Here is a 15,470-nt window from a genome sequence, read left to right as displayed (position 1 = left end):
AGAATGTTACACCGAGAAGCTTTCGCCGCAGCCGCACTCACGCGAGGCGTTGGGGTTGTTGAACTGGAAGCCTTTGCCGTTGAGGCCGTCCGAGAAGTCGAGCTCGGTGCCGGCCAGGTAGAGGAAGCTCTTCATGTCGACCACCACGCGCACGCCCTTGTCCTCAAACTCCTGGTCCATGGGGCGCACTTCGTTATCAAAGTCCAGCTTGTAGCTCAGGCCCGAGCAGCCGCCACCGGCCACCGAAGCGCGCAGGCGGTAGGTATCGTCGAGGTGCGCGTCGTGCATCAGGCGCGTCACTTTCTCTTTGGCTTTATCAGAAACGGTAATCATGGCAAGAGGAGAGGGCAGGGCCTCGCTTAGCTAACGGGAATGGAAGCGCAATTTAGACAAATTATAAACAAGGAATGTAAATCCTTTGTTCACTCGCGTCGCGCCAATGCGGTATTCGGTTTACGAACTGGGGTTTAGCACCACGCTGAACACGGTAATGGCGTTCAGGTCGCGGCCGAAATAGAGCTTGTCCAGGGCCTCATAAACATTATGGGCGCGGAAGTAGGACGTTTGCAGCTCCCGGTCGCCGCGGGTGCGCCATTGCAGCGTGTAGGAGCTTTCAGTGTCGCGGTAGCGCTTCACGTAGTCCAGCATCTTTTCCAAGGTTTCGGTTTCGTCGCGGCCGGTTTCGTAGCGAAACAGGAAGCTCTGCTGGTGTCGCGGGTTCACCGTCACGAGGTCGAGGCGTGTCTGGCCTTCCACTTCCCGGAAATCGAACCGCAGCTGCTCGGGCGTGAGTCCCAGGTACTGCTGAATCTCGCGCTGCAAGCGCGCTGCTTCAAATTCGTCGGTCATGTAATGCCGGGGGGTAATAGGATAAAAAAAACTGTCATCCTGAGCGAAGCGAAGGACCTTATCACCGTCGAACGATTGAAGTTCTGGCGCGATAAGGTCCTTCGCTTCGCTCAGGATGACAGTAATAGTTCGCAGGGATTAGTGGTGCGACAGCTCCAGAGCGGGCAGGCCGTTTTTCACGCGGTAGTCCGAAATGGCCGACTTGATGGCGTCTTCAGCCAGCACCGAGCAGTGGATTTTCACGGGCGGCAGGGCCAGCTCTTCCACAATCTCCATGTTGTCGATGGCCAGGGCCTCGTCCACGGTTTTGCCTTTCAGCCACTCCGTGGCCAGCGACGATGACGCAATGGCCGAGCCACAGCCAAAGGTTTTGAATTTGGCGTCGGTGATGGTGTTGGTGGCTTCGTCTACCTCGATTTGCAGGCGCATTACGTCGCCGCACTCAGGTGCGCCCACGAGGCCCGTGCCTACGTTCTTTTTGCTTTTGTCCAGCGTGCCCACGTTGCGGGGGTTGCTGTAGTGGTCAATTACCTTATCGGAGTAAGCCATTGCTTTTTTGAATTAAGAATTAAAAATTAGGAATTAAAAATTGAGTTCTAACGCAAATGGGTCAAGCCATTTTTAGTTATTAATTCTCAATTTTTAATTAAGGTGAAGCCTAGTGCTCTGCCCACTCAATTTTGCTGAGGTCGACGCCCTCCTTGAACATCTCCCACAGGGGCGACATTTCGCGGAGCTTGGTCACGGCTTCTTTTACGTGGTTGATGGCGTAATCGATTTGCTCGTCGGTGGTGAAGCGGCTCAGGCCGAAGCGCAGCGAGGAGTGCGCCAGGTCGTCGCTCAGGCCCAGGGCCTTCAGCACGTAGCTGGGCTCCAAAGAGGCCGAGGTGCAGGCCGAGCCGGAGGAAACGGCCAGGTCCTTCACGCCCATCATCAGGCCTTCGCCTTCCACGTACTTGAAGCTGATGTTCGTGACGTGGGGCAGGCGGTGTTCGCGCGAGCCGTTCACATAGCTTTCTTCCAGGGTCAGCAGCTCGCGCTCGAGGCGGTCGCGCATGGCACTCAGGCGGGCCGTGTCGGCGGCCATTTCCTGCATAGCCAGTTCGCAGGCCTTGCCCAGGCCCACGATGCCGGGCACGTTGAGGGTGCCGGAGCGCATGCCGCGCTCGTGGCCGCCGCCATCCATCTGAGCGGTCACCTTCACCCGGGGGTTCTTGCGACGCACGTAGAGGGCGCCCACGCCTTTGGGGCCGTACATTTTGTGGGCCGTGAAGGCCATGATGTCGATGCCATCGGCGATGACGTCAACCGGAACTTTGCCAACGGCCTGGGTGCCGTCCGTCATGAACAGGGCGCCGTGGCTGTGGGCAATTTTGGCGATTTCGCGGATGGGCTGGATGGTGCCCGTCTCGTTGTTGCCGTACATGATGGTGACCAGAATGGTCTGGGGCGTCATGGCGGCTTCGAGCTCTTCGAGGCTGATGAGGCCCTGCTCGTTCACGGGCAGGTAGGTCACCTTGCCGCCCAGCTTCTCGATATGCTTGCAGGTATCGAGTACGGCTTTGTGCTCGGTGGTGGCGGTGATGACGTGGTTGCCCTTCTGGCTGTACATCTCAAACACGCCCTTGATGCCGAGGTTATCGGACTCGGTAGCGCCCGAGGTGAAGATGATTTCCTTGGGGTCGCAGTTGATGAGCTTGGCAATCTGCTCGCGGGAGTAGTCCACGGCTTCTTCGGCCGCCCAGCCAAAGGGGTGGTTGCGCGAAGCGGCGTTGCCGAATACTTCGGTCAGGTAAGGCATCATGGCCTCCAGTACCCGCGGGTCGAGGGGCGTGGTGGCGTTGTTGTCGAGGTAAATAGGGAGCTTAAGCATTGCGCGCAGCAGTAGTGACAAATGGGAAACCAGCGAAGAGTTGGCTGCTCGTAGAACACGGTTGCCGGCCAATCAGTTTTCTTTGGTCTCACAAAAGTAGATACAATCTAAATAAGGAAATGCGCCGGCTTCCGGCATTGGCAAGAAATGCCCGGCGAAGTCGGGCCTTTTCTGCCCCAACGGTCCCTGCGCAGCCTTTTTCATTTGCCCATGCTCACCAACCTCGAACACCTCGGCCTGGCCGTGCACGACCTCGAAGCCGCAACGGCCCTCTACACCACGCTGCTGGGCGTGGCGCCCTATAAGCAGGAGCACGTGGCCAGCGAGGCCGTCGATACCGTTTTCTTCCAAGTGGGCGGCTCCAAGATTGAGCTGCTGGCCGGCACCTCGCCCGATAGCGCCATCACGAAGTTTTTAGCTAAAAAGCCCGAGGGCATTCACCACGTCGCGTTTGAAGTAGACGACATTCACGCCGAAATGGCGCGGCTGCAAGGGGAGGGTTTTGTGCTGCTGAACGAGGAACCCAAGCGCGGCGCCGATAATAAACTCGTCTGTTTTGTGCACCCCAAGAGTGCGGCTGGCGTATTGGTAGAGCTGTGCCAGAGCATCAAGTAGCGCGGGCTCTGCGAGTCCGTGCCTGAAAGAACGTCAACAATTCCCGCCATGCGCGGACTCGCAGAGTCCGCGCTACAAGCTTACCGTCGCATGAACCGTTTCCAGCAAGAAGTAGAAGCTGCCGTCGATGCCCTGCTGCTGCAGCAAGTCATTTTGTACCCCACCGATACCGTGTGGGGCCTGGGCTGCGACGCCGAGGCGCCCCCGGCCGTGAAGCAGCTCTACAAGCTCAAGGGCCGCGAGGCCGGCAAGCCCAGCATCGTGCTGGTTGCCGACTTTGCCATGATGAAGCGCTACGCCCCCGACGTGCCGGCCGAGCTGGAAGCCACGCTGGCGACGGATACCCGTCCCACCACCTACATCTTGCCCGCCGGCCGCGCCGTGGCGCCCGAGTTGGTGGCCCCCGATGGCACGGTGGGCCTGCGCGTGGTGAAGGATGAGTTTTGCTTTAAAGTGGTGCGTCGGTTGGGGCATGGCCTCGTTTCGACTTCGGCCAACAAAGCCGGCGAGCCCACGCCCGCCGTGTACGCCGAAGTGGACCCGGCCATCGTGCGCGGCGTCGACCACGTGGTGAACTGGCGGCAGGACGACGACACCCGCACCGCGCCTTCGCGAGTGGTGCGCCTGAGCGAAGGTGGCAAGCTGGAAGTGGTGCGGGAATAAAACCCGTGCCGACCTTTGCGGGCATGAACACGCCCCAACTGCCCGAACTGCCCATTTTTCGCACCATCGCCGAAGCCGCCGCCGAGTTGAAACAGCCCGCCTACGTCATTGGCGGCTACGTGCGGGACCTGGCGCTGGGGCGTGATAGCAAGGACATCGACGTGGTGACCGTGGGCGACGGTATTGCCCTGGCGCAGGCTGTGGGCAATAAGCTGAAAGGCCGCGGCCGGGTGCAGGTGTTCAAGAACTTCGGCACGGCCATGCTGCCCACCAAAGAAGCCGGCGACATCGAGTTTGTGGGCGCCCGCAAGGAGAGCTACCGCGCCGACAGCCGCAAGCCCGAAGTGGAAGCCGGCACGCTGGAAGAAGACCTGGCCCGCCGCGACTTCACCATCAATGCCCTCGGCCTGAGCCTGAACCCCGAGAATTTTGGGGAGCTGGTGGACCGCTACGAGGGCATGAAAGACCTGGCCAGCAAGACCATTCGCACGCCGCTGGGGCCCGACGTGACCTTCTCCGACGACCCGCTGCGCATGATGCGCGCCGTGCGCTTCGCCTCGCAACTCAACTTCGACATTGAGCCCGATACCTTCGACGCCATTATTCGGAATAAAGACCGGATAAAGATTGTGTCGCAGGAGCGCATCACCGTCGAGCTGAACAAGATTATCGAGTCGCCCACGCCGAGCTACGGCTTCAAGCTGCTGTTTCAGACCGGGCTGCTGCACCTCATCTTCCCGAAGATGGCGCAACTGCACGGCGTGGAAAAAGTGGGCAACCACGCTCACAAAGACAATTTTTACCACACCCTGCAGGTGCTGGATAATGTGGCTGCCGCCGGCGGCGACCTGTGGCTGCGCTGGGCCGCCGTGCTGCACGACATCGCCAAGCCCGCCACCAAGCGCTACTTCCCCAAAGTGGGCTGGACCTTCCACGGGCACGAGGACAAAGGCGCGCGCTGGGTGCCGGGCATCTTCACGGACCTGAAGCTGCCCCTGGGCGAGGAAATGCGCATGGTGCAGAAGCTGGTGCGCCTGCACCTACGCCCCATTGCCCTGGTGAAGGAAACCGTGACGGACTCGGCCATCCGCCGCCTGCTCTTCGAGGCCGGCGACGACATTGACCGGCTGATGCTGCTGTGCCGGGCCGACATCACCAGCAAAGACCACACGAAGAAGGAGCGCTACCTGCGCAATTTCACGCAGGTGGAGGAGAAGCTGAAAGAGGTGGAAGAGAAAGACCACCTGCGCAGCTTCCGGCCCGTCATCACCGGTGAAATCATCATGCAAACTTTTGGGCTGAAACCCTCGCGGCAGGTGGGCGAGCTCAAGGAAGCCGTGATGGAAGCCATTCTGGAAGGCACCATCAAAAACGAAATGGAGCCAGCCCTGGCCTTCCTGTTGCAGCAGGGGGCGGCCATGGGACTGGCTCCGGAAGGAGGCGTCGTTCACTCACCAAACTAGGCCTGACTTCTTGTATTCGGGGACATAGATGCAGAGATACGAAGGAAGTTGCCTCAAATACATTTTTTAATGTTTTTTTAAGACAACGTCCAGGTTATAAGCGCTTGACGCTCGACGGGCCGGTGGAGTCCATGTCTACGTTTTTGGGCTGGCCGCTGTAGGCTATCTCGCTGGCACCCACGGCTTCGCCCTTGATGCTTTCGGTCACGTTGACGCGGGCTTTGCACACGCCGGCCACTTCCACGGTAGCGGTGCGGGTTTTTAGGTTGGCGGCGGCCAGCTCGCAGGCGCCGGCGGCGTCGAGGTCCAGCACGTCGGCCTGGCCGGTGGCGGTGGTGCGGCAAGCGCCGGCCTGGTTCAGCCGCAGGGTGCCGTAGTTGCCATTGAGGCGCAGGTGGCTGGCGCCGGCCTGCTCCACGCGCAGCTCGTCCTGGCGGTCGAAGCCGCCGAGGTCGGCCTGCACGGCGCCGGCCAGCTCGATGCGCTCGATGCGGGGCATGTCGATGACGATGAGCACTTTCTTGTCGTCGTTGCTCCAGCGGCGGCCAAAGAGGGACGTGTTGTCGCGGGACTTGATTTGCAGTTCGTCGCCGTCGCGCTCCACCCGGATGTCGCTGAGCACGCCTTCGTTGCCGGCGGCCTCAATCTTGAAGGCGTTGCCCTTGCGCACCACCACGCGGTAGCCGCCCACCACGCTCACCCGGTTGAAGCCGGACTCGTCGAAGTTGCGGCGGCCGCCGCCGTAGCTGTTCAGGTCGGTGTCGAAGGATGGGGCGCCGCCGTAGTTGAGCGTGATGCCGCCTTTGCCGTTGCTGTCGCCGTCGTTGTCTTCGTCGCTGCTGTTATCGTCGTCGCTGCTGTCGTAGCTCGACGAGTTGTCCTCGTCTTCGTCCTTGCCCAGCTGCTCGTCGGTGCAGCCAATGCACTCCAGCTTGTTGCCGCTCAGCCGGTAGCGGCGGGTTTCGGGGTCTTCGGGGCGGTGGTTGTTCACGAAGTTGTCGTCACCGAGCAGGTCGTAAGCAAAGTCACGGCTGAGGCGGAAGGTGCGGTCCAGGGGCAGGCGCAGGGTCACGGTCAGTTCCTGGTTGCGGTACCGGGCGTCGGGCAGGAAGGAAAAATGGTCGTCGAGCACCAGCGAAGAGTCGCCGCTGGACCGGATGGTGTAGTCGATGCTGGTGAGGGCGTTGCGCCGGGCTACGGCCTCGCTCGAGCCTTTCGAGCTCATGGTGCGCAGCACTTCCACCACGCTGCCGCTGTCGGCGGCGGCCAGGCGCAGTTCCACGTGCTGCTCCCACTGGCGGTCAACGTGGCGGCGGTCCAGCAGCAGAACCGGCGTGCTCAGCTTGGGGTAGCGCTCTAGCTGCTCCACCTGGGCGTCGTACTGGTACTCGCGGCTTTGCTGGGCCACGGCCGTCACCACGCCCACCACGCTCAGCAGCCACAGGCCCAGCAGCGACAGGCTCACCGTACGGTTCATGAAGGAGTGACGGAAGAGCATGTTCAGGCCACCGAGCAGCAGCGACAAGGCCGGAATGCCGAAGGCCAGGAAGCCGGCCAGCAGGCCCCACCGGGGCACGCCGTTCAGCATCACGTGGGCCGGGGCGTCGCCCAGCACGATGTTTTGCGAGTGAGGCAGCAGGCCGATGCCGGCGCCCAAGCCAATGGCCAGCGCGACCAGGCAACCAAAGCCCACGATGGTGAGCAAAATGCCAGCTACTACCCGAATAGCCGAGCCCACGAAGTTGACGGCCGGCTGCAGAGTACGGGCGGTGTCCTCCACAAAGGCACCCAGGGGCCGGTTGGTGGTGATGGGGCCGTCGGCGAAGGCGTTGTTGCGGGCGCTGCTGTCGAAGCTCTCCAGCGTGATGTTGTCGCCGCGCATACGGAGCTTGTCCGAGACCGTTTTGGCCTCGGGCAAGACTATCCAAAGAATGATGTAGAGCAGGAAGGTGAAGCCGCCCGCAAACAAGCCGGCCAGCATAATCACGCGCACCAGGGTCACGTCGATGTTGAAATAGGCGGCCAGGCCGGCGGCCACGCCCGCTACTTTGCCGGTGCCGGTGTCGCGGAACAAGCGGCGGCCGGCCAGCGGGCCCGAGTTCAGCAGCGCCTCGGGGTGGGCGGGGGCGTCGTAGCGCTTGGGCAGCAAAATCCAGAGAATGATGTAGCCCAGCACCACCCAGCCACCAAAGTCAATCCGGCTGTTGTGCCGCGACCAGATGTTGACGGCCGGCAGGGAGATGGTGCCAAACACCAAGGCCAGGCGAATCCAGAGCGGGTTCACGGCGAAGTATTGGGCGATGCCGGCGGCCACGCCCGCTATTTTGCGGTTGGCCATGTCGCGGTACAGGCGCTTGGCCTCGCCGGTTTCGGCCGTGGCCGTGGGTGGCACGGCGGTGGCGGCACCGCCAAAGCCAGCCGAAGCATTGGCCGAGGTGCCCGCGGCGTAAGCCGTTTCGGGTGCTTCGTCATCCTCGTCGGCGTCGGGGGCGAAGTCGCTCACGCGGCCCATCTTGGCCATCATGGCGTTCACGTCGTCCAGGCTGATGACCTGCTGCATGGGGGAGAGGCGCACCGAGAAGAGCTCGGCAATGCGGCCCTCGATGTCGGCCACAATGTCCTCGTGGCCGCGGTAGTTGGCAAAGTGCGCCTTCACTTCGGCCAGGTAGCGGCTGAGCACCTCAAAACCGTCTTCCTCGATGTGAAAGATAATCCCTTGCAGGTTGATGCTGATGTTCTTTTTCATGGTAAATGGCTGAAAAACGGCCGTTTAATGCTGGTGAGTGGGGAAGGAAAAAGACGGTGAACTCAGGCGGCGGGCTTGGGTGGCGCGCTGTGCCGGATGATGCCCACCGACGTGGCCATTTCCTCCCAGGTGTCGCGCAGCTCGTTCAGGAACTGGCGACCGGTGTCGGTCAGGGTGTAGTATTTGCGGGGCGGGCCGCTGGTGCTCTCCTTCCAGACATAGTCCAGGAGCGAGGCGTTTTTCAGGCGCGTCAGGAGCGGGTAGAGGGTGCCCTCCACCACTATCATGCGGGCCGAAGTCAGCTCCTCCAGCATGTCGGAGGCGTAGGCTTCGCCGCGGGCGATGATTTCCAGAATGCAGAACTCAAGGATTCCCTTGCGCATCTGAACCTGGGTGTTCTCGAGTTTCATGGGCGTTGCGAATTACTAGTGGGTGAGAAACAGTACAAATGTATGGTAGGTACTTTGTAACGCAAGGTACTGGATAAATAATTCAAGCAGAATGGGTAAAAAAATATTTTACACATTGATAATCAGGAAGAAAATTTTTATTGCGTTTTGTTGATTCTCCGCTTGTGAGTGGCAAAGGCGGCTGGCGCGCGCCCACCGGCGCCAACCGCTACGCCAACCAGCTAAGGCAGGAGCGGGGCCAACCGGGCGGGCCGGTGCTGCCGTACATAGCCGGGGCCGGCGGCCGGGCGCAGTTGGCCCGAAATTCGCGGGCCGGACGCACTAACTTGGAGTAACTTGCGTTGCGACGGCGCAAAACCTCTTCACTACCTTTCTATGTCCCAACTTTCCTCGGCTGCCCGCGGGCTGCTTGTGCTGGGTGCCACGGCTGCGCTGGCCTTGCCGGCTGCGGCCCAAACCAAAGCGCCCAAATACAGCAACGAATTCCTCAACCTTGGCGTGGGGGCCCGTGCCCTGGGCATGGGCAAGGTGCAGGTGAGCCTGGCCAGCGACGCCACCTCCGGCTACTGGAACCCGGCCGGCTTGGCCAACCAAACCCGCAAATACGACGCGGTGCTGATGCACTCCGAGCTGTTTTCGGGCATCGTGAAAAACGATTTTGCGGCCTTCTCGACCCCGCTCGACGACAAAAGCACCATTGGCGTGAGCGTGATGCGCCTGGGCGTCGACAACATTGCCGACACCCGCTCCCTGCTTGATGAGTACGGCGGCGTGCACTACGACCGCATCACCTACTTCTCGGTGGCCGACTACGCCCTGCTGGTGTCGTACGCCCGCAAGGTGGCCCAGGTGGAAGGCTTGAGCGTGGGCGCCAACGCCAAAATCATCTACCGCAACGTCGGCAACTTCGGCAAAGGCTACGGCTTCGGCATCGACGCGGGCCTGCAATACAACCATAAGGGCTGGAACATGGGCCTGATGGCGCGCGACATCACCACCACGTTCACGCAGTGGACCATCAACGCCGACGAATACCGCAAGGGCCTCACCAGCACCCTGGCCAAAACGGACACCATCCCCACCAACAGCGCCGAAATCACGCTGCCGCGCCTCGTGCTGGGCATCGGCCGACGCGTGGAGCTGCCCAAGCAGTTCTCGGCTCTACTGGCCGTGGACTTGGAAGCCACCACCGACGGCAAGCGCAACACGCTGGTATCGAGCAGCGCCGTGAGCGTGGACCCGCGCGTGGGCCTCGAAATCGGCTACAAGAACCTGGTGTTTCTGCGTGGCGGCGCCGGCAATTTTCAGAAGATTCAGAGCTTCACCAAAAACGCCAACAACGAGTACGAGAGCAACTGGAAAGGGCAATACAGCCTCGGCGCTGGCGTGGCCGTCAGCGGCCTGCGCGTCGACTTGGCCCTGTCGCGCCTCGCTGTAGAGAAGCTGGGCAGTACCTCGCAAACCAATTCGCTCATCGTATCGCTCGGCTACGGCTTTAAATAAGACAGCCCTGGCAGCCCTTTCGGTAAGAGCATTGTCCGCTGTTCAAAAGAATGATAATCTACCAATTAGGAAGTATGTACAACAACTACAGGCAAACGGTGCAACGGTGCGGGGTGTGGCTGGTGGCAATGGTGCTGTGGCTGGGCCTGGGCCCGGCGCAAGCCCAGACGCCGGCCCAGGTCGGCAACGAGTGGATAGTGCCGGGCCAGACCTATTACAAAATCAAAATCCTGAATGACGGCTTATATAAGCTTGACTACCAGTATTTGACTCAGTCCGGCATCACGGGCGTGGCACCTGGCCAGCTGCAAATCTGGCGGCGGGGCCGGGAAGTGGCCACCTATGTGGGCGGCAACCAAACCGTGCTCGACCCCACGTCCTTCATCGAGTTCTACGCTGTGCACAACGACGGCAAGCTCGACGTGGAGCTTTACAAGCGCCCGCAGGACCAACCCCACCAGTACTACAACTACTACACCGACACGGCCAGCTACTTCATCACCTGGAAGGCCGGGGTGCAGGGACGCCACATGGCCCAACCCACGGCCGCCGGCGGGGCGGTGCACCCGCACCGCCTGCACAACCAGCTCAACCTGCGCATCGGGTTTTACATCGAGCTGCCCAAGACGCCCGACGTGTACCTGCCGTGGGTGGAACCGGCCGAAGGCTATTTCAACGGCGGCGGCCTGGACTCAATTCCCTCGAATGACATCATTCGCGGCGTGGCCCCAACGGGGCCCGCGCCGAAAGTGGAAGTGATGATGTACGGGGCCAACGACGACAACACGCCCAGTGCGGCCCACGCCGCGGAAGTGCTGGTGGGCCGGGCCGGGCGCCTGCGCAGCCTGGGCGTGATGCGCTGGAGCGGGCGGGTGAAATACCGGCAAACCTTTGCCTTGCTGCGCTCCGACGTGGACCGCGACGGGCGCATTCGCATCACCACGCGGGGGGCCGCGGGCGACGCCTTTTATGCCGTCTACGTGCGGTTCGTGGTGCCGCAGGCCAACCGCTGGTTCCGCAACGAGCCCGGCGTGTTATTTCAGAACGACTCGACCCTGGCTGGGCCGGCCACCTACGAGTTCGACAACGACTCAATTCCGGCGACCGTGGCCGGCTTCGACGTGCAGGACCTCTACAACGTGCAGCGCGTGGTGAGCACTGCCAGCGGCACCCGCCGCCGGTTTGTGTTTCCGGACGCCAACGCCGCGGCCACGCACACCCTGCTGCTGGCCGACGAAGCCGTGGCCCCGCGCCCGCCGCTGCCGGCCCGACGGGTCACGTTCCGCACCATCAACCCGGCGCTGGCCAACTTCATCATCATCACGCACCCGCAGTTGATGAGGCCCGCGGCCGGCGTCGCCAATGCCGCCCTCGAGTACGCAAAGTACCGCGCCAACCCCGGCCCCGGCCTGGTGCGCTACGATACCCTCATGGTGACCACCTTCCAGCTCTACGACCAGTTTGGCTACGGCGACCGGTCGTGGCTGGCCATGCGGCACTTTGCCCGCTGGATGGCCGCGGCCAGCCCGGCCGGCAGCCAGCGCTACCTGCTGCTGCTGGGCAAAGGCATTGAGCCCTCGGACGGCGGAAACCGGTTTTTTACGCTCATCCAAAACGCGCCGCGCACGCTCGGGGAGCGGGGCATAGACCTGGTGCCCACCAGCACGCGCTCGGTGTCGGACAACCTGTTGTCGGCGGACTTTGCCAACAACGACTTTGCGGCCAAGCTGAATACCGGACGCCTCACCGTGACCACGCCGGCCCAGGTCATGATTTACCTCAGCAAGCTCCGCGAATACGAGCGGGCCGGCGACCAGCCCTGGCGCAAAAACGTGCTGCACCTCACGGGCGGCAACGATACATTCCAGTTTGTCCGCTTCAAGGGCTTTGTAGACAAGTACAAACTGCACGCGGAGCGCCCGCTGTTTGGGGGCCGGGTGGTGACCACCATTGAACGGCAGGTGGTAAACCCCGTGGGCAGCTCGCTACTGGTAGACGCCGACATCACCCAGTACCTCAACACTGGCCTGGGTGTGATTCAATATTTTGGGCACGGCTCGAATACGTCGTTTGCCCTCGACATCGGCACGCCAACGAAAAACCCGACCTACAACAACCCCGGCAAGTACCCGGTGATGATGTTCGACGGGTGTTTTGCGGGCAACTTGTACGGCACCTCGCCCACCTTTTTCGAGGACTGGCTGTTTTCGGCCAACAAAGGCGCCATTGGCTGCATGGGCACCACGGGCTTTGGTTTTGATGCGTACCTGGACATTTCCAAGGACCTCTACACCAAGCTGCTCTACAACGACCCAACCTGGTTCGGCAAACCCTTCACGGCCGTGTACAACGAAACCGTGCGGCAGTTGCAGCGCACGCCCAGCGGCACGTTCAACCCCGCCTCGAACCCCGATGACATTGCCACCGAGCAGCTGCTGGGCACCGTGTGGCACGGCGACCCCGCCATTACGCTGTACGCGCCGGCGCTGCCTGATTTCCAGGTGAGCAACGCCACGCTGGCCATTCGGCCCGTGGCGCCGGAGATGACCGTGACGGCCAACTCCAGCACCTTTTCGCTGCTGATAGGCGTGAGCAACCCGCGCCGCGTCACCACCGATTCGGTGCGGATTCGGGTGACGCGCACGGTAGGGGCCAACGCGCCGCTGGTGTACACCAAAACTTTCGCGCAGGGACCCCAGGGCAGCGCCACCTACGATTTCCGCCTGCCGAACCCGGCGGGTGTCAACGTGTTTGGAGTCAATACTTTTAAGGTAGAGCTCGACTATAATAACGACGTGGCCGAGAGCGACGAAACCAACAACATTGCGCTCATCAACTACACCTTCCTGCGGGGCGGCGTTACCACGCTGCACCCGGCAGAGTTTGCCATTGTGGGCAATAACCAGCCCCGCTTGGTGGCCCAGACCAACGACCCGCTGGGCACCTCCCGGGTCTACGAGTTTGAAGCCGACACCAGCGCGGCGTTTGGCAGCTCCCTGAAGCGGGCTTCGGGCCCCGTGACGGCTACGCTCACGCCCAGCTGGCGGCCCGTGCTGCCCTCCGTGGCCGGGCGCGACAGCGTGGTGTGGTACTGGCGCGTGCGCTTCCAGACGCCTACGGCCGACGAAGACCCCAACTGGGCCGTGAGCTCGTTCCGCATCATTCAGGGCCGCACGGCGGGCGGGTGGTCGCAAAGTCACGTTGCCCAGTTCCGGCGCGACCAGCGCACGGGCGTCGAAGTGTCGCCTTCCGGCCGTTGGTCTTTCAGCACCGAGAATGCGCCCCTATTGCTGCGCACGGCGGGCGGTGGGCTGCCGGGAGCGGCGGCTACATTCCCCGTTACCTCGGGCCTGGGCATCATTGCTAACGCGTTGGCGCCGCCCACGCTGGGGCTGTGCGCCCGCAACACGCCCAACCTGCTGATTGCCGTGTACGATGAGCGCACGCTGCGTCCGGTAGGCGGCCTGCCCGCCCCAGGCACATGCGGCCAGGGCACGCAGCAATTCTACATCTTCGGCACCGACCCCGCCAACGCCGCCGATACCCTCAATACCCTTAACAACAGCGCCGCGCGGCAGGCGCAACTGAACACCTTCCTAGCGGCGGTGCCCGATGGCGCTTACGTGGCCGTGGTGAGCATGAACCGCCTGCGCTGGCCCAGCCTGACCAGCGTGCGTGCCGTCTTCAGCTCGCTGCTGGGCTCGCAGCTGGTGAACCAGCTGCAGAACGGCGACCCCTTCACGCTGCTGGCGCAGAAGCGCGCCACGGGCGGCCGTGCGATACGCGAGCAGGGCCCGAGCGCCGCCCCGGCGGCCGGCCCGCGCTACAGCCAAATCATCAGCTTCTCGGATACGCTGCGCACGCCCACCACGCGCGGCACCGTGACGTCGGTGCGCATCGGCCCGGCCAAGAGCTGGGAAAGCCTTTACCACTGGATTCAGCGCGAGCCCAACGCCACGAGCAGCTACACCCTCAAGGTGATTGGCATCGACACGCTGGGCAACAGCCGGGTGCTGGTGGCCAGCGTGCCGGCCGGCTCGCCCAGCCGCGGCGGCTACTCGCTGAGCACCATTTCGGCCAAGCAGTACCCCAACCTGCAGCTGGAATTGACCATGCAGGACACCGCCCGTCGCCAGGCGCCCCAGCTGAAAGAATGGTTCATTACCTATCAGGGCGTGCCCGAAGGGGTGGTGCGCCGCGACCTGGCCCAGCCCGCCAATGCTTACGACCCCGCCACCCTCACGGCCCAGGTGCTGGGCAACGGCACGCTCACCATTCCGGTTGTGTTTGAGAACGTGACGCCGTTTAGCTTCGGTACGCCGCTGCGGGCCAAGGTCGAGCTGACCCAGGGCAACGTGACACGTCCGCCGGTGTACGTGACCTTCCCGAGGCAGCTGAAGGGCGACTCCACCGTCACCGTGTTTGCCAAAGTGCCCATGCTGGGCGTGTTTGGCTGCTACACCACCAAGGTGACGGTGAACCCCACGCCGAACGCGCAGCCCGAGCAAAACCTGTTCAACAACGAGCTGAACCTCTCGCAATTCTGCGTGGCCGACCCCAACCTGCCGCCGGTGCTCGACGTGGCCGTCGACGGCCGCCACATCCTCAACGGCGAGCTGGTATCGGCACGGCCGGTCATCACCATTCAGCTGAAGGATGAGGACAAGCTGCGCCACATCACCAGCGCGTCGGCCTTCACCGTCACGCTGCTGGGCCCGGGCCAGGCCGGCGGCACGCCGGTGAACTTGGCGGGCAGCAACGTGCGCTTCACCGTCGACACCAGCAACGGCAGCTTGGCCACGCTCACCTACGAGCCCGGCCAGAGCGCCGCGCTCGCCGACGGTATGTACACGCTGAAAGTGCAGGGCCGCGACCCCAGCAACTCGGCTGCCGGCACCCAGGAGTTCCAAGTGAAATTTGAGGTAGTGAGTACCTCGCAGATTTCCAACGTGTACCCGTACCCCAACCCGGTGGTGAGCAAGGCCCGCTTCGTGTTCACGCTGACCGGCCAGCAGCTGCCCACCAACATGAAAATCCAGATTATGAGCCTCACCGGCCGCGTGGTGCGTGAGATTTTCATGAGCGAGCTGGGCCCGCTGCACATCGGCAACAACATCTCGGAATACGCCTGGGACGGCACCGATACCTACGGCGACCGCCTCGCCAACGGCACCTACCTCTACCGCGTGGCGCTGGACGACCCCAACGGCGACTTCAAGCACCGCGCCACCGCCGGCGACCAGGCCTTTAAAAACGACTGGGGCAAGCTGGTGCTCATGCGGTAGCACCTGCGCCGGCAAGCAAAAAAGGCAGCCCCATCGGGCTGCCTTTTTTGTTGTGATACCTCC

The 15,470-nt window shown here is 62.5% G+C and carries 11 protein-coding genes; 5 read left to right on the top strand and 6 right to left on the bottom strand.

Features of this window, described 5'->3' with window-relative positions:
* Positions 1 to 6: 6 nt before the first annotated feature.
* The 4 genes from MUN81_RS14200 to MUN81_RS14185 form a co-directional block, all read right to left on the bottom strand.
* A complete protein-coding gene (locus MUN81_RS14200) occupies positions 7 to 333 on the bottom strand; it encodes an iron-sulfur cluster assembly accessory protein (RefSeq protein WP_046244758.1) in 327 nt (108 codons plus the stop codon).
* Between the two features lie 120 nt (positions 334 to 453).
* Entirely contained in the window at positions 454 to 849 is a 396-nt protein-coding gene (locus MUN81_RS14195; protein ID WP_245111381.1) for a hypothetical protein, read from the bottom strand.
* 138 nt (positions 850 to 987) lie between these two features.
* Complete coding sequence (gene iscU / locus MUN81_RS14190) at positions 988 to 1,398, bottom strand: Fe-S cluster assembly scaffold IscU (protein WP_190923982.1); 411 nt, start codon at positions 1,396 to 1,398, stop codon at positions 988 to 990.
* Between the two features lie 109 nt (positions 1,399 to 1,507).
* Complete coding sequence (locus MUN81_RS14185) at positions 1,508 to 2,722, bottom strand: IscS subfamily cysteine desulfurase (RefSeq protein ID WP_245111379.1); 1,215 nt, start codon at positions 2,720 to 2,722, stop codon at positions 1,508 to 1,510.
* 210 nt (positions 2,723 to 2,932) lie between these two features.
* On the opposite strand from MUN81_RS14185, the gene mce reads away from it, so the two are divergent.
* The 3 genes from mce to MUN81_RS14170 all read left to right on the top strand — a co-directional run bounded on the left by mce (position 2,933) and on the right by MUN81_RS14170 (position 5,463).
* Positions 2,933 to 3,337 carry a methylmalonyl-CoA epimerase gene (gene mce, locus MUN81_RS14180; protein WP_245111378.1) on the top strand — a complete coding sequence of 135 codons (405 nt, stop codon included), beginning with the start codon at positions 2,933 to 2,935 and terminating at the stop codon, positions 3,335 to 3,337.
* 90 nt (positions 3,338 to 3,427) lie between these two features.
* A complete protein-coding gene (locus MUN81_RS14175; protein WP_245111376.1) occupies positions 3,428 to 4,000 on the top strand; it encodes an L-threonylcarbamoyladenylate synthase in 573 nt (190 codons plus the stop codon).
* Between the two features lie 23 nt (positions 4,001 to 4,023).
* The gene (locus MUN81_RS14170; protein WP_245111375.1) at positions 4,024 to 5,463 is read left to right on the top strand and encodes an HD domain-containing protein; all 1,440 of its coding nucleotides are present in this window, start codon (positions 4,024 to 4,026) and stop codon (positions 5,461 to 5,463) included.
* Between the two features lie 94 nt (positions 5,464 to 5,557).
* Here the strand turns inward: MUN81_RS14170 and MUN81_RS14165 are convergent, their stop codons facing one another.
* The gene (locus MUN81_RS14165) at positions 5,558 to 8,209 is read right to left on the bottom strand and encodes a PspC domain-containing protein (protein WP_245111373.1); all 2,652 of its coding nucleotides are present in this window, start codon (positions 8,207 to 8,209) and stop codon (positions 5,558 to 5,560) included.
* 62 nt (positions 8,210 to 8,271) lie between these two features.
* Positions 8,272 to 8,619 (bottom strand): PadR family transcriptional regulator, encoded by a 348-nt coding sequence (locus MUN81_RS14160; RefSeq protein ID WP_245111371.1) that lies wholly within the window; start codon positions 8,617 to 8,619, stop codon positions 8,272 to 8,274.
* 375 nt (positions 8,620 to 8,994) lie between these two features.
* On the opposite strand from MUN81_RS14160, the gene MUN81_RS14155 reads away from it, so the two are divergent.
* Both MUN81_RS14155 and MUN81_RS14150 read left to right on the top strand, forming a co-directional pair.
* Complete coding sequence (locus tag MUN81_RS14155; RefSeq protein WP_245111369.1) at positions 8,995 to 10,122, top strand: PorV/PorQ family protein; 1,128 nt, start codon at positions 8,995 to 8,997, stop codon at positions 10,120 to 10,122.
* A 74-nt stretch (positions 10,123 to 10,196) separates the two neighbouring features.
* On the top strand, positions 10,197 to 15,407 hold the full coding sequence (locus MUN81_RS14150; protein ID WP_245111368.1) for a C25 family cysteine peptidase: 5,211 nt from the start codon (positions 10,197 to 10,199) through the stop codon (positions 15,405 to 15,407).
* The last annotated feature ends 63 nt before the right edge of the window (positions 15,408 to 15,470 follow it).

Origin of the sequence: Hymenobacter sp. 5317J-9 (assembly GCF_022921075.1) — a bacterium.
In the GTDB taxonomy this organism is placed as follows: Bacteria; Bacteroidota; Bacteroidia; order Cytophagales; family Hymenobacteraceae; genus Hymenobacter.
This window is presented reverse-complemented; position numbering and strand designations above follow the sequence as displayed.

Bases quoted from the DNA above. Each gene is read 5' to 3' on its own strand.
- MUN81_RS14200 (WP_046244758.1), bottom strand. From the start codon at position 333: ATGATTACCGTTTCTGATAAAGCCAAAGAGAAAGTGACGCGCCTGATG.
- MUN81_RS14195 (WP_245111381.1), bottom strand. From the start codon at position 849: ATGACCGACGAATTTGAAGCAGCGCGCTTGCAGCGCGAGATTCAGCAG.
- iscU (WP_190923982.1), bottom strand. From the start codon at position 1,398: ATGGCTTACTCCGATAAGGTAATTGACCACTACAGCAACCCCCGCAAC.
- MUN81_RS14185 (WP_245111379.1), bottom strand. From the start codon at position 2,722: ATGCTTAAGCTCCCTATTTACCTCGACAACAACGCCACCACGCCCCTC.
- mce (WP_245111378.1), top strand. From the start codon at position 2,933: ATGCTCACCAACCTCGAACACCTCGGCCTGGCCGTGCACGACCTCGAA.
- MUN81_RS14175 (WP_245111376.1), top strand. From the start codon at position 3,428: ATGAACCGTTTCCAGCAAGAAGTAGAAGCTGCCGTCGATGCCCTGCTG.
- MUN81_RS14170 (WP_245111375.1), top strand. From the start codon at position 4,024: ATGAACACGCCCCAACTGCCCGAACTGCCCATTTTTCGCACCATCGCC.
- MUN81_RS14165 (WP_245111373.1), bottom strand. From the start codon at position 8,209: ATGAAAAAGAACATCAGCATCAACCTGCAAGGGATTATCTTTCACATC.
- MUN81_RS14160 (WP_245111371.1), bottom strand. From the start codon at position 8,619: ATGAAACTCGAGAACACCCAGGTTCAGATGCGCAAGGGAATCCTTGAG.
- MUN81_RS14155 (WP_245111369.1), top strand. From the start codon at position 8,995: ATGTCCCAACTTTCCTCGGCTGCCCGCGGGCTGCTTGTGCTGGGTGCC.
- MUN81_RS14150 (WP_245111368.1), top strand. From the start codon at position 10,197: ATGTACAACAACTACAGGCAAACGGTGCAACGGTGCGGGGTGTGGCTG.